This window comes from Flavobacterium filum DSM 17961 (assembly GCF_000425465.1).
GTDB lineage: Bacteria > Bacteroidota > Bacteroidia > Flavobacteriales > Flavobacteriaceae > Flavobacterium > Flavobacterium filum.
The window spans coordinates 1-21048 of record NZ_AUDM01000010.1 but is presented as its reverse complement, the minus strand read 5'-3'; the positions used below and the strand labels follow the sequence as shown (position 1 = coordinate 21048).

Here is a 21048-nt window from a genome sequence, read left to right as displayed (position 1 = left end):
AAATTATTTTGTAGCAGTTACCGTAACTTTTAATTCGATTTCGTCATCTACAAATTTATCTTTTAAGTTGTCAAAAATCGATTTTGAAGCATAGTTTACACCCCAAAGTGTACGGTTAATTTTAAACGACTCGCTGCTTAGTGTCAAGTTGTTGCCATCAACAGCAATAGATGCCGGAAAAGAAACCGGTTTAGTAATTCCTTTTAAAGTTAAATTACCGTTTACAGTGGTTTTTGCGTCAACCGTTTCTACAGAAGTGATTTCAAATGTACCTTCCGGGAATTTTTTTGTATTGAAAAAATGGTCAGCGTCTTCTTCTTTCCCTAAACCTTTTAAGTGACCTTCTAAATCTTCTTTTCCGTCACCGGCTTTTAAGTCTAAAACAGTGATACTGTTCATATCGATGGTGAATTTACCGCTTTCCACTTTTCCGTTGTTCAACGAAAGTTCTCCGGCCGATAACGAAATGGTACCATTGTGTTTTCCGGCTGGTTTGGTTCCAACCCATTCAATAGATGATTTTGTAGCATCTACTTTGAAGGTGTTGGCGTCTGCCGAAGCTTCTGCTGCTGTTTCAACCGGTTCTGTTGATTCTGCTTCTTTTTTACAAGAAGTTAACGATAAAGTGGTTACAACCACCAAGCTTAAAATGATTTTTTTCATAGTTTTATGTTTAAAGTTTCAACAAAAGTAGAAAAGCTATAGGTTGCATACTCTTAAAAAAATATTAAAATGAAAGAAGTATTGCGACAAATTTTGCTGACAATTTGACATTTTTAAATAATTGGCAGTACTTTTGCAATCCAATGAAAACAAAGCAATGTTTAAAAAATTTTTTAAAAATATGAACCAAGAGCATACAGAAAATAGTGAAAAGGAAATCATTGAAAATGAGGTTTCAGTAGAGCAAAACCAAGAAAACACCGAGATTCCTCCGGTAGAAATGACCAAAGAAGAAAAATTAGAAGAAGAGTTAGCCAAAGAAAAAGATAAATTTTTACGCCTTTTTGCCGAATTTGAAAATTTCAAAAAACGAACTGCAAAAGAACGAATCGATTTATTTAAAACTGCCAATCAAGAAGTTTTACAAGCGATGTTACCTGTTTTGGATGATTTTGATCGTGCATTGGTTCAAATTTCAAAAAATGACACTACTGAAGAACAAGTATTATTAAAAGGAGTAGAGTTGATTCATGATAAATTGAAATCAACTTTAGTATCCAAAGGACTTGAACAGGTTGAAATCAAAGCAGGTGACGATTTTAATGCAGATTTTGCTGAAGCCATTACCCAAATTCCGGCTCCGTCTGACGATTTGAAAGGTAAAATTGTAGATGTAGTGGAAAAAGGATATAAGTTAGGCGATAAAATTATCCGATTTCCAAAGGTGGTAATTGGTCAGTAAAAACAAGTAGCAACTTGTTCTTACTGATAAAAAAATATAAATTTCGAATTCTAGAAAATGAAAAAAGATTATTACGAAATATTAGGCATTTCAAAAGGTGCTTCTGCTGAGGAAATCAAAAAAGCCTATCGCAAAAAGGCGATTGAATTTCACCCTGATAAGAATCCGGGCAACAAAGAAGCAGAAGAAAATTTTAAAAAAGCAGCTGAAGCCTACGAAGTATTAAGCGACCCCGATAAAAAAGCCCGTTATGACCAATATGGTCATGCTGCATTTGAAGGCAATGGCGGATTTGGCGGTGGTGGCATGAACATGGATGATATTTTCAGTCAATTTGGTGATATTTTCGGAAGTGCTTTTGGTGGAGGTTTCGGTGGATTTGGTGGCGGATTTGGCGGTGGCGGTCAACGTCGTATGAAAGGAAGTAATCTCCGCATCAAAGTGAAATTGACGTTGGAAGAAATAGCCAACGGTGTTGAAAAGAAAGTTAAAGTAAAACGTAAAATTCAAGCTCCGGGTGTATCGTATAAAACGTGTGGAACGTGTAACGGTTCCGGCCAGGTGTTGCGTGTGACAAACACTATTTTAGGTAGAATGCAAACGGCAACTACGTGTCCAACTTGTGGTGGTGCCGGACAATCCATCAGATCTAAACCAGCGAATGCCGATGCTCAAGGAATGATTTTGGAGGATGAAACCGTTTCGATTAAAATTCCGGCAGGCGTAGTAAACGACATGCAATTAAAAGTTTCCGGAAAAGGAAATGATGCACCGGGCAACGGAGTTCCGGGTGATTTGATAGTAGCGATTGAAGAAATTGAACACGAATTTTTAAAACGAGAAGGGGAAAACCTTCATTATGACTTATATATCAGTGTCGCGGAAGCCGCTTTAGGTGTTTCCAAAGAAATAGAAGCCGTGGGTGGAAAAGTTCGCATTAAATTGGAAGAAGGAATCCAATCTGGAAAAATTTTACGATTAAAAGGAAAAGGGATTCCAAGTTTAAATTCGTATGGCAATGGCGACTTGTTGGTGCATATTAATGTTTGGACACCCAAGACGTTAAACCGCGAACAGCGTCAGTTTTTTGAGAAAATGCTGACAGATGAAAACTTTATTCCGCATCCTGAAAAAACAGATAAATCTTTTTTTGAAAAAGTTAAGGATATGTTTTCATAATTTGAAAAATATTTTTACATTTGAACTTTACTAGGAAACTAGTAGATTCTTTTTCATAGCAATTTTTCCCATCCTTGTGCAAATAAGGGTGGGTTTTTTTTTGTTTTTGAATTACCACGAAGATTGAAATCCACGATGTTAGTTTAAGACATTGTAAAAGCAGTATGCATTTATTTTTTCACAATTTTAACTGTAGAATTAGAGCTGTCATTAACTTTCAAAAAGTAAACGCCATCCGTTAAATGGGAAAGATCATGAAATGTTTTTAGTGCGTTGAGGTTTGCATTCATAACCATTCTTCCCGTGATATCAATTAAATAGAAGGATTTTCCAATGTATTCATCAGGAGATTCAATCGTTATGAAATCATGTGTCGGATTCGGGTAAATTTGTATTGCTTTTTTGGGATGATTTACTTCTCCTAAAGATAAAGTAGTCACTATAACTGTTTGAGCATAAGTAGCCGTTTTTCCACATGATTCTACTGTTAATTCAATGGTAAATTCTCCCGTAGCGGTATAAGTATGCGAAGGATTTGCCTCTGTAGAAGTCGTTCCATCCCCAAAATTCCAGAGATAGGAAGTCGCATTTTCTGAGGTGTTGGTTAGCGAAAATTGTCCGTCACCCAATTCTTCAATCACAAAATTTGCCATCGGGTCATATTCACCAATTTGCCATTCTAACAATTGGTCAAAAACAATCACTTTAGCAGCCGATCGAATAGCTGTGGCTACTTCATTGGTAAGTCCGGCAGTAAAGGTAATTTGCTCAGGATTTTTTCGGAATAAAGTGGCATAAAAACTACACGCAGCCGCATAGGTTCCGGCTACAGAAGGGTGACTTCCATCTGCTGAGTACAATTCGATACTTGGATAATTTTCTCTAATGTATCGCCAAACGGCACCTACCGGAGAAAGAATCGCATCGTTTTGTTCCGCCATAAAGCGGTAGCGTTCATTCAATAAATCATCCATGCCGGTGTAGGTGCAAACCGGTGGCCAATTGGCACAATTGGACGCATCACCGTTTTTTCTTCCCCAAGTCATGTAAAAAACGGTTTCCGCACAGGGGTTTTGTTGGTTGATGAGATTATTTAACTGTTGAGCATACGGATATACTTGGTTTTGAACTTGCGAATCGGGAAAAGAAGGGAGTTGGCTTTGTTCTTGCAGGACCACAAAATCCCAAGTACCTTGAGCTATTTTGTTGAGCGAAGTAGCATTGGTGCTGTGTCCCATAAATGTGTAACCGCCCGGCGTGTAGCTGTCATATATCAAATCATCGCCGGTGGAGTTGGCGACATTGTCAATCATTTGTGGTAAATTATTGGTAGCGGTATAACTGTTTCCCAAAAATAAGGTGCGTTTCGTACTGTTTTGTCCGCACACAACGGAAAAACAACCTAAAAAACTCAACCCAACTAAGTGTAATTTTATCTTCATATTCAATGGATAATCATTTACAAGGCGGAAGGTACAAAAAAATGGGTTGAAATAATTTGTTGATTAAAAATCAATGCGAAGCAGATTATTTCTTTGCTTCTCTTCCTTTATATTTTTATTTTCAAAAACTAGAAAGTTTTGCATATTGAGGGTATCTCGATTGTTTTTGATTTCAATTTCGTAATATTCTTGACCATCAATAATTAGAGGATTTAGCCAATCAATTTCGACAAAATCAGGTTGTGACTTTTTTACCATTTCTATATCCGTTTCGATTATTATACTATCTGCCCAATCAATCGTTTCATTGTAGTAATTTTTGCAACTAACAAGTGAAAAAAGAAGGATTGTGATTATATAATGAATAGTTTTTTTCATATTCTTTTTTTTACCCCGAAGTTAGGAGACTTCGGATAGCAGGGTTATCGGGGTGACGCTCGCACTAGCTGGGACTGACCAAGCCATAGTTTATATTGTGTGTTTTGTATAGTACTATCTAATTTTCAGTTAACATTGTATCCAAATTTACGGCTTAATAAAGTTTCTTTCCACCAACTTTCTCGTTCAATTATTATTTCGCTATCAGTTGTTGATTTGAAAATATCCAAAATCGAAAATCTGAAGTTTTCTTTTATGTGGTCAAATTCCAATTTTTTAAGTTCTTTATTTCCGCCATTTCCAATTTGCACATAGGATTTCCAACGGTTTAAAATCATTTCATCTCCATAAGCAGAACCAACATACATTTTTCCATTTGAATTATCGGTGATTAAATAAACTCCTTTTTGGTTTTGCAATGCAGTTTTCCAAGTGTCTTTTGTAATTACTCGTGAAAGTTCATTCCAAGATATATTCACTTTATCATAACCAGGAAAAATATCATTATCAAAAACGTCTGGTAAAATTTGAGCAATTTCGCAATCGTTGATTACTGAAGTTGCATTTCGCACCATATTCTGAGATTTGTTGTTAAACCGTATTACTAGACGACCAAAATATTTTTCATATTCCTTTAGCGTTTCATATTCGTAACCAACTCCGTTTTGGATATTTAAATCTTTCGTTATTCTGCCGATATGAAATAAAAGCCAAAGGTTTTCATTACTTTTTATGCGAATAAATCCGACTGTTATTTGTCCATTTTTATAAGACTTTTTCTTGTCATAATTCCAATAATTTCCACCAAGAATAATGTCCATTTCGTTGTTTTTAAACATTTCAATTGGGTTCCAATTTCCTCCAAACATTAAATTAAATCTGATTTTTGTGTTATTCAGATTATCTAATTTTAAAATGTCATTTAGCTTAATTATATTCATTTTTGATTTTTTTTCTTATTGTAACAAGAGTTTTAAGCTTTATTTTTATTTATCAAAAAGGTTTTTCTAAATTACCAGCTAATGCGAGCGTCACGCTCGTACACTCTTTTTTTTAATTATCTATTTTTCAAAGATTGATTTTGATTGTGGGTACGAGCGTGACGCTTGCACTAGCTGGGAAAAAAAGAATTATTAATAAAATTGAATACGTGTGTCTTTTTTCATTATATGTATTTGTTTTAATAATTGTAATGATTCTATTTTATTTTTTCAAAATATGGTTCAAAAAAATTTAAATCTACTTCATACACAATTTTAGGTTTTAAGCCAAGTTCAACTTTCTCAAACAATTCAATAAGTTTTGTGGCATCAATTAACTCAATTGGAGGAGCACCATCTCTAGAGGCTTCTCTTTTAGCATCTTCCGAAAAAGTTCCTGTAGTTAAAATAATTCCTTTTTCAGCTCTTCCAATCATTGCATTTCTAAAATCACCAACTTGAGCTCTTGAAACTGTACCTTTGTATCTTTTGCACTGAAAAAGGACTTTAATGCTTACAAAAGGATTTAATTCTAATGTCCCATAGCCATCAATTCCTCCATCATGTGAACCTCCAGTGACTTGTACATTTTCAAATCCATGCTCACGTAATAATCTTTTACAAATATCCTCGAAACCTTTTGGTGTAACATCTTGAAGAACTTTCAGTAAATTAGGTTTTAATGTATGTTCAATATTATCTGGTTCATCTTCTTCTTGTTCTTTGATTATTTCAGATTCTGATTTTGCTTTTCTCGCTTTTTGATTTATTTCAACCCATTTTAGAAATATTTCCCTCCCTTGCTTTTCGGTTAAAGAGGTCTCAAAACCCTTAGTTGTAAGTATCCAAATTCCTTTACTTGATGCGTCTAAAAGTCCTTCCCAAACTAAATACTGTCTTGCCCATGCAACTTGGTTGTAAAATTTTGGTATTCCAGTTTTTGTGGTCTCTTCTAATATTTCGTCTGAAATATTTAGGTTTTTAGCAATTTGTGCCGTTACTTCTTTTGGTCTACCTGAACCACCAAGTTGTCTCAATGCATCGAGTAATGGGCCCATCCAATTAGGAAAAGTAGATTGTTTGTTTTTTTTTGTTATCATTTCAATATATTTGATCTAACAAAATTTAAGAATTTATGTTTCTAGTCTTGAATTTTTAATTTTTGCTAATATAATAATTCTTTAATAAGTTATTTTTAATCGTTTATTTTAATTAAATATTTTCCCCAGCACTTCACCCACGTGAGGGATTGCAGCGGAAAGCCCGGAATGTAGCCGGAGCATGCGGAGGCGAAACGAGGACTTGTAGCGGAAAGCCCGACCCCGTTGCTCACCACTCTTTTTTTTGTACTTGAGTTTCCTACAACGGGGTCACGCCCACATAAAAAAATTTACTTTATTTACGGGGTTCTATTTCGGTTTTGGCTGTTATTTCCTATATTTACCCAAACGCAAAAAAGAGTATGAGCAACATCTTAGAAGTTAGGAATGTAGTGAAAAAATATGGCGATTATACGGCCTTAAACAACGTTTCGCTTTCGGTTCCAAAGGGAAGTATTTATGGACTTTTGGGTCCGAATGGTGCCGGAAAAACGTCTTTAATTAGAATCATTAATCAAATTACCATGCCCGATAGTGGCGAAGTGTTTTTGGATGGCGAAAAATTACAACCGCATCACATTCAACATATCGGTTACTTGCCCGAAGAACGCGGTTTGTATAAATCCATGAAAGTGGGCGAACAGTGTTTGTATCTCGCTCAATTAAAAGGTTTATCGAAACAGGAAGCCAAAAAACAATTGGATTTTTGGTTTGAAAAACTCGGAATTCAAGGTTGGTGGAACAAGAAAATTGAAGAACTTTCCAAAGGAATGGCACAAAAAGTGCAGTTTGTGGTCACGGTTTTGCACAAACCCAAATTGCTGATTTTTGATGAGCCGTTTTCAGGGTTTGATCCGGTGAATGCGAACATCATTAAAGACGAAATTCTGGAGTTGAAAAAGCAAGGTTCTACCATTATTTTTTCGACGCATCGAATGGAAAGTGTGGAAGAATTGTGTGACCATATCGCCCTGATTCACAAATCCAATAAATTGATTGAAGGCAAATTGACCGATGTGAAACGCGAGTTTAGAACACACCATTTTGAAGTGGGCATTTTAACAGCCAACGTTGAGGGATTAATGTATGATTTGACACAAAATTTCACGGTGAATCCGGCTGATTTTAAATCGCTCAATGACGATTTGAAATTAGAAATCGGTTTAGGTACTGCCAACCCGAATGAATTGTTGAGTATATTAACGCAACGCGGACAAGTGACGCATTTTGTGGAGAAAATTCCAACGGCCAATGAAATTTTTATTAAAACAGTAAGTCAAAACTAATGAGTATTTTAAGCTTAATAATCAAGAGAGAATTTATTGCCAAGGTTCGCAATAAATCGTTTATAGTGATGACGTTTTTGAGTCCGCTATTGTTTGTGGGAATCGCTGTTTTTGTTGGGTTTTTGGCTTCGATGAAAGCCGATTTAAAACGCATTGCCATTCACGATGAAGGCGGCAATTTTGTGAAAGAATTTGTCAACGACGAAGAATATGCCTACTATGATTTGTCTAAAATCGATTTGCAATTGGTGAAAGACAGTGTACTGGGTGAAAGTTATGAAGGATTGATTTACATCCCGAAAACGGATAGTTTATCGACGGTGCAAAATCAAGTGCAGTTTATTTCGAATGATAGTCCGTCGATGGATTATATTTTGGATGTAGAAGATATCATTGCTAATAAAATTACCGACTACAATTATGAAAAATTAGCCATTGATACCGCACGTATTAATTTAGCGAAAGCGGATGTGAGTATTGTGTTGAAAAAAGCATCGGGCGAGGAAACCGTAAAAGGGTTGAATGAAATCAAATTGTTTTTAGGAGGGATTTTCGGTTATTTAATCATGATGTTTATTGTGATTTACGGCAATTTCGTCATGCGAAGTGTGATTGAAGAAAAAACAAATCGAATCATTGAAATTATTATTTCCTCCGTAAAACCGTTTCAATTGATGATGGGTAAAATCATTGGAAATTCGTTGGCGGGAATTTTACAATTCTTAATTTGGACAGTGTTGGGATTGATTTTATTTTTCATTTTTTCTACCGTTTTTGGCATGCAAATGGGAGCAGGTTCTGCGGTTTCAGCTGAGGCGGTTGCACAAGCTAACCCGAGTGGTTTTGTTGAAAAATTGCCATTATATATCAATGAGTTTAAACAATTGCCTTTGTTTACGTTGTTGTTTTCTTTTGTGATTTATTTTATTGGCGGATTCTTTTTGTACAGTTCCTTTTATGCCGCTATTGGTGCCGCAGTGGACAATGAAACGGATTCACAACAGTTTTTGTTACCGATTATTTTGCCTTTGATTTTAGGTGTTTACATTGGATTTTTTACGGTGTTAAATGATCCGCACGGAACGGTTGCAACGGTGTTTTCAATTTTTCCGCTTACGTCACCGATTGTAATGTTGATGCGAATCCCGTTTGGTGTACCGTGGTGGCAATTGGTTTTGTCGATGATTTCCTTGTATGCTACCTTCTTTTTAGTGGTTTGGTTTGCCGCCAAAATTTACCGTGTCGGAATTTTGATGTATGGAAAAAAACCAACATGGAAAGAATTGTATAAATGGATGAAGTATTAAAATAACGGATGAATTTAAGTATTGAAAATATTTTATTAATTGGTTCAATTCTGCTGTTAATCAGTATTATTGCTGGAAAAACATCCTATAAGTTTGGGGTTCCAACATTAGTATTGTTCTTGGCTATTGGAATGTTAGCCGGTTCTGAAGGGCCAGGAGGTATTCATTTCGATGATCCGAAGTTGGCACAATTTATCGGGATTGTATCCTTGAATTTTATCTTGTTTTCAGGAGGTTTAGATACGAGTTGGAGTTCTATCAAGCCCATTTTATGGCAAGGAATTGCTTTATCTACTATTGGTGTTTTTATCACAGCAATTTCTGTAGGTGTTTTTGTTTATTATGTTACTGATTTTACCATTTATGAATCGTTATTATTGGGTTCAATTGTTTCCTCAACTGATGCCGCTGCCGTATTTTCCATACTAAGGTCGAAGAGTTTGGCATTGAAATCTAATTTACGTCCAACACTTGAGTTGGAAAGCGGTAGTAATGATCCCATGGCATATGTCTTAACGATTGCTTTCTTGGGATTAGTGGTCAATCAGGAGCAAGATCAAAATGTTTGGTCAATTGTTCCGTTGTTTTTACAACAAATGATTATTGGTGCGGGTGCCGGTTTACTTTTTGGAAAGTTGAGTAAATACATCATTAACCAAATCAAATTAGATTTTGAAGGATTGTATCCGGTTTTGGTGATTGCTTTAATGTTTATCACTTTTTCTGCCACCGATTTTGTTGGCGGAAACGGTTTTTTAGCCATTTATTTATGTGCAGTTTATTTGGGAAATCAAGACATCATTCACAAAAGAACCATCCTGAAAATGTTTGATGGATTGGCTTGGTTAATGCAAATTGTATTATTCCTGACGTTAGGCTTATTGGTTTTTCCGTCACATATCGTTCCGGTAATTGGAATTGGCTTGTTGATTTCTGCTTTTATGATTTTGGTAGCCAGACCTATTAGTGTGTTTTTAAGTTTGATTCCATTTAAACTCAAAAACAGAAAAAAACTATATGTTTCCTGGGTAGGTTTGAGAGGTGCGGTCCCAATTGTGTTTGCCACTTATCCGTTACTTGCTGGAATTGAAAAAGCAGATATGATATTCAATATCGTATTTTTTATAACGTTGACTTCTATTCTTATTCAAGGCACAACCTTGACTGTAATTGCTAATTGGCTTCATGTTTCTTTACCGGAAAAAGTAAAATTAAAAGGCCCATTAGAAATCTTTTTTGACGAAAATCCAAAGTCTCATATTGGTGAAATAAACATCGTTGAGTCTGATTATGGTGTCGGGAAGAAAATAGTTAATCTAGGTTTCCCAAAAAATGCTTTGGTAACGATGATTAAGCGAAATGAAAAATACATCACACCAAGCGGTTCCACAATTTTAGAATCCGGAGATAAATTAATTGTACTTTCCGATAAAAAAGAAAGTATTGACATCATTACAGAAAGTCTAAAGCGTAACGAAATTCCCCTCAAAAAGCGATTTATTATTTTTGTTGAAACAACTGAATTAAGTCATTTATTGATTCAAAATGCATTAACAATTGCTCAAAACCAAGACGTTAAATTTTGTTTAGTTCATCAATCCAGTAATTTTCTGCCAACTATTATTGATAGCTCTGAGCGTAAAATTGCAGTTAGAAAAGCCAGAAGTGAAGCTTTGTTAAAGTTAAAAGAAATTGCCAAAGAAGATTTTGAATCAATTGAAGTTGATTTTTTTGTTTCCGAAGAAAAAATTATAAAAATGTATGAAGAGCTGAAAAATTCAGTTTATGATGATTATGTATTTGTGGGATTAAAAGGAACAAATTATATCAAAAAACATTTGATTGGAAGCATAGCAACTCAAATTACAGATAATATTAATGCAACAACATTTGCCATTCCTTATCATAAATCTACGGTTGAGATAGATGAATTTTATGTTGGGATTAATAACCCACAAAGTTTTAATTTTGATGCCTTGAATAGAACCATTGCATTTTTTCCAAAATTAGAAAAAGTCATCGTTTTTACCATTTCAAATAATAAAGAAAATGAACTTTTTTCAAGAGATATTTTAGAAAAAATTCATCATCAAAAAGAAATTGAATTTGAAGTTATTTACAGAGTTGTAGAAAGCAAAGAAGCTTTGAAGGATATGATCGAATGTTCAGAAACCAGCATGAATAAAATGTTGGTAATTCAAAAAGGAGCAAGAAATATTTCTGACAAAATGTTTAGAAACTTTTTCACCAATGAATTTGTTTATGAAGGAAAATTTGCCATGATTATTTTACCGCATAACGAAATAACAATATTAGATTAAATTAATACAATATGCCCAAAATATTAATCATAGAAGACGAAGCAGCCATCCGAAGAGTATTAACTAAAATTCTTTCGGAGGAAAGCGATACGTATCAAGTTGAAGAAGCGGAAGATGGACTTTCCGGAGTAGAAAAAATTAAAAATGAAGACTACGATTTAGTGCTTTGTGACATCAAAATGCCTAAAATGGATGGGGTAGAAGTGTTGGAAGCGGTAAAAAAAGTAAAACCCGAAATTCCGATGGTGATGATTTCCGGTCATGGCGATTTGGAAACGGCTGTCAATACCATGCGATTGGGAGCCTTTGATTACATCTCAAAACCACCCGATTTGAATCGATTGTTGAATACGGTACGCAATGCGTTAGACCGAAAACAATTGGTGGTTGAAAATAAAATTCTCAAAAAGAAAGTCAGCAAAAATTATGAAATGATTGGTCAATCGGAACCGATTAACCATATCAAAGAAATGATTGAAAAAGTGGCTCCTACAGAAGCTCGAGTGCTTATAACCGGACCCAACGGTACTGGAAAAGAGTTGGTAGCTCATCAATTACACGAAAAAAGCGAACGTTCGGCTTTTCCGATTATTGAAGTAAATTGTGCCGCTATTCCATCAGAATTAATTGAAAGTGAATTGTTTGGTCATGTAAAAGGAGCCTTTACATCAGCGGTAAAAGACCGTGCCGGAAAATTTGAAGCGGCTGATGGCGGAACGATTTTTTTGGATGAAATTGGTGACATGAGTTTGGCTGCACAAGCGAAAGTATTGCGTGCTTTACAAGAAAATTTGGTACAACGAGTTGGAGCGGATAAGGACATCAAAGTGAATGTTCGTGTGATTGCAGCTACCAATAAAGACTTGAAAAAAGAAATTGCCGAAGGACGTTTTCGCGAAGATTTGTATCATCGTTTGGCGGTGATTTTGATAAAAGTGCCGGCTTTGAATGATAGACGAGATGATATTCCGCTGTTAATTGAGCATTTTGCTAACAAAATAGCTGAAGAACAAGGCAATGTAGCCAAACAATTTTCTATTGCTGCAATTAAATTATTACAAGAATACGATTGGACCGGAAATATTCGCGAACTTCGCAACGTGGTAGAACGCTTGATTATTCTTGGCGGAAATGAAATTTCAGAGAATGATGTGAAGCTTTTTGCGAGTAAATAGAAAGAGTGATTAGTGAATAGTAATTAGTGATAAGCCACTAATTACTATTCACTAATCACTAATCACTAAAATAAAATATGCAACTAAAAAAAATAAACCCATACCTTCAAAAAGCCTTAATAGAAAATGGTTTAACGGAGGCCAATGAAATACAATCGGAAACCTTTTCTACTTTGAAGAGTGGAGCAGATGCGGTAATCCAATCACCAAACGGAAGCGGAAAATCAACAACTATAGTTTTGAATGTTATTCAGCGACTGGAAAAACCGGTTGGTGAAAGCACACGAGCATTGATTATTGTGGAAACCAAAGAAAAAGTGATGGAAGTGGTTGAACTATTTCAAAAGCTAGGAAATTATAACGATTTGCGAGTGATTGGTGCACATGAAAAAGGCGATATTGATTACGATAAAAACCAAATTTCCCTAGGAATGGATGTGTTGATTGGCACGCCAACCAAAATTAACGATATGTTTTCATCAGCAGGTTTCAATATGAATACCATTAAAATGTTTGTCGTAGATGATGCTGACGTTTTGTTTCGAAACCGAATGGATGCCATTATTCTAAGACTTTCCTTAAGTGTTGAAAAAACGCAACGTCTTTTCTTTTGTTCTACCATAACCGAACGCGTAGAAATTTTGGCGGATAAAATCATGATAGAACCTGTTTTCTTCGAAGCAGAGTAAACCCTTTACCAATTACCTTTAACCCTAAACCTTATTTAAAATGGGCATGATGAAAATATTCTCCGGAAGTGAAATAATGGCTTCCGTATTAAAAGAAAAAATAGAAGAAGTTGGAGTAGAAGTACTTCAAAAAGACAATATCCAATCGGCACGATTAGGTGGTTTTGGCAACTTGGATTTGGCGGTGGAATTGTTTGTTGATGAACGATATTATGCTGAAGTAGCTCCGGTGATAGAGCAATTTAGGATGAGTATTTAGTAGTACTTTAGACCTGAAAGGTTTTCAAAACCTGTCAGGTTTAAAAATTAAATATTTTACTTAAATACCTTTAAGTAATAAGCCAAAACCGAAATAAACACCCCAAATACCCCAATAAATCCAAACGAATGCCGCAAACTGGTTAATTCTGCAATATGTCCAATAACCGGTGGTCCGAGTAAAAATCCAACAAAACTTATACCGGTAACTATCGTTAAGGCTTCTCCTGTTGGGATGGTTGTACTTCTTCCGGTTGTACTATAAATGATTGGAATTACATTGGAAACACCAAAACCTACCAGCATAAATGCTAACATAGAAGGAATCAATAAGGGAAATGCAACGGCCGTATACAATCCGGTTGAGATAGTAATTCCGCTTACAATCAATATATTTCTGGCTCCAAATTTTCGTACCAAAATGTCACTTAAAAATCTACCAGAAGCCATAGTAATCATAAAAGAAGTATAGCCCAAAATAACAAGTGCTCCCGGTGCTTTGACGATATCTTTGAAGTAAACACCGCTCCAATCAAACATAATCCCTTCGCTGGCCATACAACAAAAACCAATTATACCTAACCAAATTAGATTTTTATCCGGCATTTTAAACGTCAACTTGGGTCCCGAGATTTCTTTTGTAACCGATTTTACTTTTACCAATTGACGATAATTAACCAGAATTAATAATCCTACCAAAAGAAAAATTAGTATAAAGTGCTGATGAGGTGTAAGTTCAAGTGCCATCATGCCTAAACCAATTAGAGCTCCACAAAATCCTGCCAAACTCCAAGAACCGTGAAAAGAACCCATGATCGGTTTTTTGAATATTTGTTCGGTGTAAACCCCTTGTGTATTCATTGAAATGTTGCAAAATTGACTACCAATTCCAAATAAAAACAAAGCCAGAGCCAATTGCCAAGCTTGTGAAACCAAGCCAATATTGGTTAAACAAAAGGCATAAAAAGGCAAGGATATAAGTAAAACTTTCCGACTTCCGAAACGCGTAACCACTTTTCCTGAAAACGGCATTGCAAAAAGTTGTCCGATTGGAAGAGCAAAAAGCAAAGTTCCCAATTCGCCTTCGCTTAGTTGTAATGTAGCTTTAATATCCGGAATTCTGCTGGCCCATGAAGCAAAACAAAATCCCATTCCAAAATAAAAGAAACTCATGGCTAAACGAATTCTATTCAAATACGATTGTTTCGCTTTGCGATAGGTTTTTTTGTGTTTTTGTTTCGGGATAATTTTTCCAAGAAAGCTGTAATCAAGTAAAGGCATGAAAGTTTGGAATGGTTCTGACCACAAAATTAAATAAAAATAAAGTGTTAGCTTTTGATTTTGAACGGATTTGCGAATGAATTGTTTATTATTCAATAATTGTAAATACATTTTATCAATTTCCAAAATAATTGTCTTATGAATTATCATTTTCAAATCAGATGATTACACAATTCGATTATCTTTGCACCTTTAAAAATTGAAATATTCATTATATCTAATAATCGATTCCGATAATTATCGGAACGAAAAATCCAACCATCTAAAATGATTACAGTAAACGATATCTCCGTTCAGTTTGGCGGAACTACTTTGTTCAGCGATGTTTCTTTTGCTATCAATGAAAATGATAAGATTGCCTTAATGGGTAAAAACGGAGCCGGAAAATCTACGCTTTTAAAAATTATTGCTGGAGCTAATAAACCTTCTACCGGGAATATATCGGCACCTAAAGAAGCCGTAATTGCTTATTTGCCACAACATTTGTTAACCAAAGATGATGCAACCGTAATGGAAGAAGCCTCAAAAGCATTTGCTGAGGTTTTTGATATGAAAGCTGAAATTGATCAAATTAATGAGCAACTAACCATTAGAACTGATTATGAAAGTGACGATTACATGAAATTAATCGAACGCGTTTCAGAATTGAGTGAGAAATTTTATTCTATTGAAGAAGTCAATTATGAAGCTGAGGTTGAAAAAGTGTTGAAAGGTTTAGGTTTTGAAAGAGAAGATTTTACTCGACCTACTTCTGAATTTTCTGGAGGGTGGCGAATGCGAATTGAATTGGCAAAAATATTATTGAAAAAGCCGGATTTGATTTTATTGGATGAGCCTACCAATCATATGGATATTGAAAGTATTCAATGGTTGGAGGAGTTTTTGATAAATTCGGCTAAGGCGGTAATTGTGATTTCACACGATAGAGCTTTTGTGGATAATATTACTAATCGAACTATTGAAGTGACTATGGGTCGTATTTACGATTACAAAGCTAAATATACTCATTACCTTGAATTGCGAAAAGACAGACGAATTCATCAGCAAAAAGCTTACGATGAACAACAAAAAATGATTGCAGAAAACATGGAATTTATTGAACGATTCAAAGGAACCTATTCCAAAACATTACAAGTGCAATCACGTGTAAAGATGTTGGAAAAATTGGTTCCGGTAGAAATTGACGAAATAGACAATTCGGCCTTGCGTTTGAAATTTCCGCCTTCTGTACGATCTGGGCAATATCCGGTTGTAGTGAAAGATTTACATAAAAGTTATGGCGATAAAGTCATTTTCAAAGATGCCAATATTGTCATTGAAAGAGGGGAGAAGGTCGCTTTTGTGGGTAAAAATGGAGAAGGAAAATCAACCATGATTAAAGCCATCATGAAAGAAATCGAAATCAACGGTGGAAGTGTTGAAATTGGGCATAATGCTCAAATTGGCTATTTTGCTCAAAATCAAGCCTCGTTGTTGGATGAGAATATGACTATTTTTGAAACGATAGATACCATTGCAGTGGGAGATATTCGTACGCAAATCAAAAATATTTTAGGAGCTTTCATGTTCCAAGGCGATGATATTACCAAAAAAGTGAAAGTGCTATCCGGTGGAGAAAAAACTCGATTGGCCATGATTAAGTTGTTATTGGAACCGGTTAATTTATTGATATTGGATGAGCCTTCCAATCATTTAGATATGAAAACTAAGGACATTATTAAGGAGGCTTTGAGAGATTTTGACGGTACATTAATATTGGTTTCTCACGACCGAGATTTTTTGGATGGATTGGCTACCAAAGTATTTGAATTTGGAAACAAACGTGTAAAAGAGCATTTTGAAGATATAAAAGGATTCTTAGCCATGAAAAAAATGGAAAATCTTCGTGAGATTGAAAAATAAGCAAAGTTTTTTAATTTAGGCGTAACCCGGTGGGTCGGGCTGTACGTTACAAGTCCTCGTCTGCTAGTTGGTTTTTGTCGGGTTGTGCTCGGCTTCCGTTGGTCGCCGGCACAACCCGCAAAAACACAAACTAGCATCCTGCGGGCTTTTCACTTCCATCCCTTACGCAAATCGGTAATATGATTTATAAAAAAACATCCCACTATTTCTAGCGGGATGTTTTCGGTTTTAACACCTTTATATAATTAACAAGTATTTACAGGTCTGTAATGATGAATTGACTTCTTCTGTTTAATTGATGTTCAGCTTCAGTACATTCTACACCATCCGCACATTTATTAATCAATTGAGTTTCACCATAACCTTTAGCCGTTAAGCGTTCTGGAGCGATACCGTTTTTAATCAACCAATCACGAGTAGATTTTGCTCTACGATCCGATAATTGTTCATTATAACGGTGAGAAGCTCTACAATCAGTATGTGAACGAATATCAACTTTCATGGTTGGATATTGCATCATTACATCTAAGATTTTAGCAATATCAATTGCAGCATCCGGACGAATGTTCCATTTGTCTAAATCAAAGTAAATCAAATTGATTCCAAAAATATCAGCTAAATCTCCACCAATTGGAATTTTCTTCACAGAAGTTTCTAACTCAATTGGAAGTTCAGTAGAACCACTTTCTTTTCCAATAATAACCGGAACTTCTTTGGTGTTATAGGATTCTCTTTCTGCTCTAACATAATGTTTTTTCTCACATTCCACTTCGCCAAAATCATAACGACCATCAGGTCCGGACATAATTTCTTTTAACTTATTGAATTTTTCATCAAATAAAGTCAGTTTTGTGTTTGGTAAGATTTCACCTGTTTCAGCATCAGTAACTATACCTACAAGAACTTGCTCACAATTAAATTCTATTTCTTTTGTTTCTAAGAATTTATAGATATCATCATTTCCGACTCCATTCGGACGATTAGAAGTTAAGAAACCTCTTTTATTTGCTTTATTAATGATTAAGGCAAAATCATCAAACGGACTATTGGCTGGTTCACCAACGTTGTGTACTTGTTTGTAGGAACCGTCTTTTTCTAATTTAGAAATAAAAATATCCAATCCTCCTAAACCTGGGTGACCATCTGAAGCAAAGTATAATTCATTATCACTCGTCACAAATGGGAAAGTTTCTCTTCCTTCTGTGTTTAATTCAGTTAAATTTACGGGAGTTCCATAAGAGTCATCACCTAAAATATCCACTTTAAAAATGTCTGATAAACCTTTAGTTCCGGGCATATCTGATGCAAAGAATAATGTTTTTTCGTCAGCACTTAATGTTGGATGTGCAACTTGATAGCTATCACTGTTAAAAGGTAATTCTTTGATATTTGTCCATTTATCATCCACTAAAGTAGCTTTGTAAATTTTCAGTAAAGTCACTTTATTGGCATCTTTACCTTTTTTACCATCTAAGAAGTTGTTACGCGTAAAATATACCGTTTTTCCATCTTTTGTAAAAGCCGGAGTGGACTCATGGAATTTAGAATTCAGTTTCTTACCATAACGATCGGTATTTGATAAGGCACCTTCCTGATTCAAATCAGCGGAATAGAAATTCGAGAAATATTGATCAGTCCACGAGTGTTTTCTTTTAGAAAAATTACCGGTGTCTCTAGTAGAAGTAAAAACTACTTTATCAAGATAAAACGCAGGTCCATAATCAGAATATTGAGAGTTAACTCCAGCATCTTCTAATTTATAGCGACCTGAATTTTTCTTAATGATTTCTCTATAATCTTTTTTCTCTTTTGCTAAAAGACCTCGTAAATCATTGCCGCTTTTTTGGTTGAATTTTGCCATCATTTCATCCGCTTTGGTATAATTACCAACTGATTTTAATGATTGTGCATAACGGAAATAATATTCGGCTTCAACTTCTTCGGTCATGGCAAAAAGTTCACCATACCATTTTTCAGCTTTTACTAATTCGGCATTGTAATAATATCCGTTAGCAATTTTTTGAAGCATTTCAGGATTTTTGAATCCTTTTTCGGCTATTCGCTCATAGGTTTTGATTGCCTCTATATAAGCGAATTTGTCATAGTTTTTATCTCCTTTTTTAACACCGGCTTTCTGAGCAGAAGCATTAAAAGTGAGTAAACTAAACAGTGTAATGTATAAAAAATTTATTTTCATGACGTAATGCTTTATTAGAAGAATCTAGGTGAAACAATTTTGTTGTGACGTTTGAATAATTCAAATCTAAGGAAAATTTCGTGCGATCCTGAATTATAATTTCTTAAACGTGTCGTCTCTAAGTCATAGCCATATCCTATGAAGACACTATCAGATACTTGGAATCCGGCCATACCACTTACAGCAGCATCCCATCTCCAAGCCGCTCCTAACACAAATTTTTCATTGATTAAGAAGTTACCAGAAACATCAATTTGCAGAGGTGCACCTTCTGTAGCTTTAGTCATTAAAGCTGGTTTAAATTTTACATTATAGCTTAAATCAAAAACATGACCGGCAATAAAATAAAAGTTCATTCTTTCGGCATTCACTGAAACCGAGTTGTCATTGTAACGGGTGGTTTCAAAAAAGTTAGGTACAGATAATCCAAAATAAGTTTTATCAGAATGAAAATATACTCCTGCACCAAAATTTGGAGTTAGGGTGTTACTAAAATTCTGTAATTGAGGATCTGCAGTTTGATTTGGGTCAATATTTAATTTATTGATATCTAAATTAAATATATTTAAAGTACCCTTAACTCCAAAAGAAAGTTTGAAAGTTTCTGATGTAGGCACTGTATAGGAAACATCAGCTGAAATAGTATTTTCATTTGTTGGACCAATTCTGTCGTTTACAAATGAAACTCCTAAACCTAATTTACTCTCATTAATTGGAGTATTAACAGAAACAGCGTTCGTTACGGGAGCTCCATCTAATCCTACCCATTGTGTTCTATGTAGGCCGAAAATACTCATGGCTCCTCTCGATCCAGCGTAAGCCGGATTGACATTGATTGTGTTATACATATATTGCGTATACTGAGCATCTTGCTGAGCAATTCCTGCAAAACCTGTTAACAGTAAAGCGAAAAATAAAAATTTTGTTCTCATTTAGTTTCTTTTTTAGAAACCTGAGGGATTTTACTCCCTCAGGAGTTTAATTTTATCTTGTTAGGTACAAATATCCTGATTTATTTACAACATCACCTGTGATTGTTGTATATTGAATGATATAGAAATAGGTTCCTGTTGGTAATTCAGCAGACTTATTAACGGTCGCTCTACCTTCTGAAACTCCACGGAATGCTTTTGAACTATTATCATAGTTCTGAACATCATACACTAACACGCCCCAACGGTTATAGATTTCAACTGAATTGCTTGGATAACATTCAGTATTTTCAATGTTTTCAATATTGAAAAATTCATTAAAGCCATCTCCATTTGGAGACATAGCATTATAGATATTTACTGCACTACATGGTAATACATCACAATCGTCATCAACTTCAACTGTTACTTCCATAGTTTTTAAACAATCACCATCTAGGAATTCATATTTGAAGATATAATTACCAACAGCTACTTGGAATGGATTAAAGATAGACGAAACTGAATCACCATTTTGATTAACCCAACTACCCCCAGTTACTCCCGCAACAGAGTTAAGATCAACTAAAACTGTTACATCATCTTCATTATTACAAGCAACATAACGATTAAATCTAGTTACAGAATCGGTAATTGATAAGGTTACTGCTGTTCTTGTAGAACTAACACAACTTCCTACAACGGCTTCTGCAAAGTAAGTCACAGATCCAATTTCACTTAAGGAAGGATCAGTAACAACATTACCATTAATATCATACCAAACTACTGTTACACCATCCGGTACACTTACAGAAGCTGTAATTGTTTGAATTGGATTCAATGAACACTCATCAATATTACCAGATGATATTGGTGCATCTATAACTGACGGTTGATTATCAATCACTACACTCAATGAAGTCATTGAAGGACAACCATTTTCGAATGCTACTACGGTGTATGTTCCACTTGGAGCTGTAATGTTAGCACCATTGATATTTACTCCATTAGATGGTGTAACTTCGTAAACATAATTTGAGTTATAGTTCGAAATCGTAAAGCTTCCATTAGCATCATTACATGTTGGTTGTACCAAATTCACAAGAATTGGTGCCTCGTTTTGCTCTCCAAATACATCCCATGAACAAGTAGTTGTATTAAAAGATGCTGACTCATAACAAGCTAGAGTTGGTTCAGTTGGAATTTCACCAGTTACCTCCCACGCACAAGTTGTTGT

The 21048-nt window shown here is 35.0% G+C and carries 17 protein-coding genes and 1 pseudogene; 9 read left to right on the top strand and 9 right to left on the bottom strand.

The features are described 5' to 3' along the window. Positions 1-3: 3 nt before the first annotated feature. Positions 4-663 (bottom strand): YceI family protein, encoded by a 660-nt coding sequence (locus H601_RS0107110; protein ID WP_026710860.1) that lies wholly within the window; start codon positions 661-663, stop codon positions 4-6. Positions 664-844: 181 nt separating this feature from the next. Here H601_RS0107110 and H601_RS0107105 point away from each other — a divergent pair, with 181 nt between their 5' ends. Continuing rightward, positions 845-1405, top strand: coding sequence for a nucleotide exchange factor GrpE (locus tag H601_RS0107105; RefSeq protein ID WP_421815449.1), 561 nt, complete (start codon positions 845-847; stop codon positions 1403-1405). A 57-nt stretch (positions 1406-1462) separates the two neighbouring features. After that, positions 1463-2584: a molecular chaperone DnaJ gene (gene dnaJ, locus H601_RS0107100; RefSeq protein ID WP_026710858.1), complete on the top strand. Its 1122-nt coding sequence runs from the start codon at positions 1463-1465 to the stop codon at positions 2582-2584. A gap of 170 nt (positions 2585-2754) precedes the next feature. Here dnaJ and H601_RS16895 read toward each other — a convergent pair whose 3' ends face one another. The 4 genes from H601_RS16895 to H601_RS0107080 all read right to left on the bottom strand — a co-directional run bounded on the left by H601_RS16895 (position 2755) and on the right by H601_RS0107080 (position 6484). Then, positions 2755-4026 (bottom strand): T9SS type A sorting domain-containing protein, encoded by a 1272-nt coding sequence (locus H601_RS16895; RefSeq protein WP_051220691.1) that lies wholly within the window; start codon positions 4024-4026, stop codon positions 2755-2757. A 63-nt stretch (positions 4027-4089) separates the two neighbouring features. Further along, positions 4090-4404 (bottom strand): hypothetical protein, encoded by a 315-nt coding sequence (locus H601_RS0107090; protein ID WP_026710857.1) that lies wholly within the window; start codon positions 4402-4404, stop codon positions 4090-4092. 125 nt (positions 4405-4529) lie between these two features. Further along, a complete protein-coding gene (locus tag H601_RS0107085) occupies positions 4530-5345 on the bottom strand; it encodes a GIY-YIG nuclease family protein (RefSeq protein WP_026710856.1) in 816 nt (271 codons plus the stop codon). Between the two features lie 257 nt (positions 5346-5602). Continuing rightward, positions 5603-6484, bottom strand: coding sequence for a restriction endonuclease (locus tag H601_RS0107080; protein ID WP_026710855.1), 882 nt, complete (start codon positions 6482-6484; stop codon positions 5603-5605). A 362-nt stretch (positions 6485-6846) separates the two neighbouring features. Here H601_RS0107080 and H601_RS0107075 point away from each other — a divergent pair, with 362 nt between their 5' ends. From H601_RS0107075 to H601_RS0107050, 6 genes and pseudogenes are all read left to right on the top strand, one after another. Continuing rightward, on the top strand, positions 6847-7770 hold the full coding sequence (locus tag H601_RS0107075; RefSeq protein WP_026710854.1) for an ABC transporter ATP-binding protein: 924 nt from the start codon (positions 6847-6849) through the stop codon (positions 7768-7770). After that, the gene (locus H601_RS0107070) at positions 7770-9077 is read left to right on the top strand and encodes an ABC transporter permease (RefSeq protein WP_026710853.1); all 1308 of its coding nucleotides are present in this window, start codon (positions 7770-7772) and stop codon (positions 9075-9077) included. The genes H601_RS0107075 and H601_RS0107070 overlap by 1 nt, the downstream gene beginning before the upstream one ends. A gap of 8 nt (positions 9078-9085) precedes the next feature. Continuing rightward, positions 9086-10546: pseudogene (locus tag H601_RS16805) on the top strand (potassium/proton antiporter); the annotation flags it as partial. Between the two features lie 863 nt (positions 10547-11409). After that, on the top strand, positions 11410-12573 hold the full coding sequence (locus tag H601_RS0107060) for a sigma-54-dependent transcriptional regulator (protein WP_026710852.1): 1164 nt from the start codon (positions 11410-11412) through the stop codon (positions 12571-12573). A 77-nt stretch (positions 12574-12650) separates the two neighbouring features. Beyond that, a complete protein-coding gene (locus tag H601_RS0107055) occupies positions 12651-13262 on the top strand; it encodes a DEAD/DEAH box helicase (protein ID WP_026710851.1) in 612 nt (203 codons plus the stop codon). Positions 13263-13302: 40 nt separating this feature from the next. Further along, on the top strand, positions 13303-13521 hold the full coding sequence (locus H601_RS0107050) for a putative signal transducing protein (RefSeq protein WP_026710850.1): 219 nt from the start codon (positions 13303-13305) through the stop codon (positions 13519-13521). Between the two features lie 56 nt (positions 13522-13577). On the opposite strand, the gene H601_RS0107045 is transcribed toward H601_RS0107050, so the two are convergent. Continuing rightward, positions 13578-14951, bottom strand: a complete 1374-nt coding sequence (locus tag H601_RS0107045) for an MFS transporter (protein WP_245571624.1) — start codon at positions 14949-14951, stop codon at positions 13578-13580. 117 nt (positions 14952-15068) lie between these two features. On the opposite strand from H601_RS0107045, the gene H601_RS0107040 reads away from it, so the two are divergent. Next, positions 15069-16703 carry an ABC-F family ATP-binding cassette domain-containing protein gene (locus H601_RS0107040; RefSeq protein WP_026710848.1) on the top strand — a complete coding sequence of 545 codons (1635 nt, stop codon included), beginning with the start codon at positions 15069-15071 and terminating at the stop codon, positions 16701-16703. Between the two features lie 256 nt (positions 16704-16959). Here H601_RS0107040 and H601_RS0107035 read toward each other — a convergent pair whose 3' ends face one another. The 3 genes from H601_RS0107035 to H601_RS15425 form a co-directional block, all read right to left on the bottom strand. After that, a complete protein-coding gene (locus H601_RS0107035; RefSeq protein WP_026710847.1) occupies positions 16960-18900 on the bottom strand; it encodes an OmpA family protein in 1941 nt (646 codons plus the stop codon). Positions 18901-18914: 14 nt separating this feature from the next. Further along, positions 18915-19832: a PorP/SprF family type IX secretion system membrane protein gene (locus H601_RS0107030; protein ID WP_026710846.1), complete on the bottom strand. Its 918-nt coding sequence runs from the start codon at positions 19830-19832 to the stop codon at positions 18915-18917. Between the two features lie 52 nt (positions 19833-19884). Beyond that, positions 19885-21048, bottom strand: a 1164-nt coding sequence (locus H601_RS15425; protein ID WP_035655694.1) for a T9SS type B sorting domain-containing protein, incomplete at its 5' end; no start/stop codon positions are given.

What these genes read in the sequence shown, in the direction of transcription:
- H601_RS0107060 (WP_026710852.1), top strand. Translation starts at nt 11,410, where the DNA reads ATGCCCAAAATATTAATCATAGAAGACGAAGCAGCCATCCGAAGAGTA.
- H601_RS16895 (WP_051220691.1), bottom strand. Translation starts at nt 4,026, where the DNA reads ATGAAGATAAAATTACACTTAGTTGGGTTGAGTTTTTTAGGTTGTTTT.
- H601_RS0107055 (WP_026710851.1), top strand. Translation starts at nt 12,651, where the DNA reads ATGCAACTAAAAAAAATAAACCCATACCTTCAAAAAGCCTTAATAGAA.
- H601_RS0107030 (WP_026710846.1), bottom strand. Translation starts at nt 19,832, where the DNA reads ATGAGAACAAAATTTTTATTTTTCGCTTTACTGTTAACAGGTTTTGCA.
- H601_RS0107040 (WP_026710848.1), top strand. Translation starts at nt 15,069, where the DNA reads ATGATTACAGTAAACGATATCTCCGTTCAGTTTGGCGGAACTACTTTG.
- H601_RS0107085 (WP_026710856.1), bottom strand. Translation starts at nt 5,345, where the DNA reads ATGAATATAATTAAGCTAAATGACATTTTAAAATTAGATAATCTGAAT.
- H601_RS0107045 (WP_245571624.1), bottom strand. Translation starts at nt 14,951, where the DNA reads ATGATAATTCATAAGACAATTATTTTGGAAATTGATAAAATGTATTTA.
- H601_RS0107035 (WP_026710847.1), bottom strand. Translation starts at nt 18,900, where the DNA reads ATGAAAATAAATTTTTTATACATTACACTGTTTAGTTTACTCACTTTT.
- dnaJ (WP_026710858.1), top strand. Translation starts at nt 1,463, where the DNA reads ATGAAAAAAGATTATTACGAAATATTAGGCATTTCAAAAGGTGCTTCT.
- H601_RS0107080 (WP_026710855.1), bottom strand. Translation starts at nt 6,484, where the DNA reads ATGATAACAAAAAAAAACAAACAATCTACTTTTCCTAATTGGATGGGC.
- H601_RS0107050 (WP_026710850.1), top strand. Translation starts at nt 13,303, where the DNA reads ATGGGCATGATGAAAATATTCTCCGGAAGTGAAATAATGGCTTCCGTA.
- H601_RS0107105 (WP_421815449.1), top strand. Translation starts at nt 845, where the DNA reads ATGAACCAAGAGCATACAGAAAATAGTGAAAAGGAAATCATTGAAAAT.
- H601_RS0107075 (WP_026710854.1), top strand. Translation starts at nt 6,847, where the DNA reads ATGAGCAACATCTTAGAAGTTAGGAATGTAGTGAAAAAATATGGCGAT.
- H601_RS0107110 (WP_026710860.1), bottom strand. Translation starts at nt 663, where the DNA reads ATGAAAAAAATCATTTTAAGCTTGGTGGTTGTAACCACTTTATCGTTA.
- H601_RS0107070 (WP_026710853.1), top strand. Translation starts at nt 7,770, where the DNA reads ATGAGTATTTTAAGCTTAATAATCAAGAGAGAATTTATTGCCAAGGTT.
- H601_RS0107090 (WP_026710857.1), bottom strand. Translation starts at nt 4,404, where the DNA reads ATGAAAAAAACTATTCATTATATAATCACAATCCTTCTTTTTTCACTT.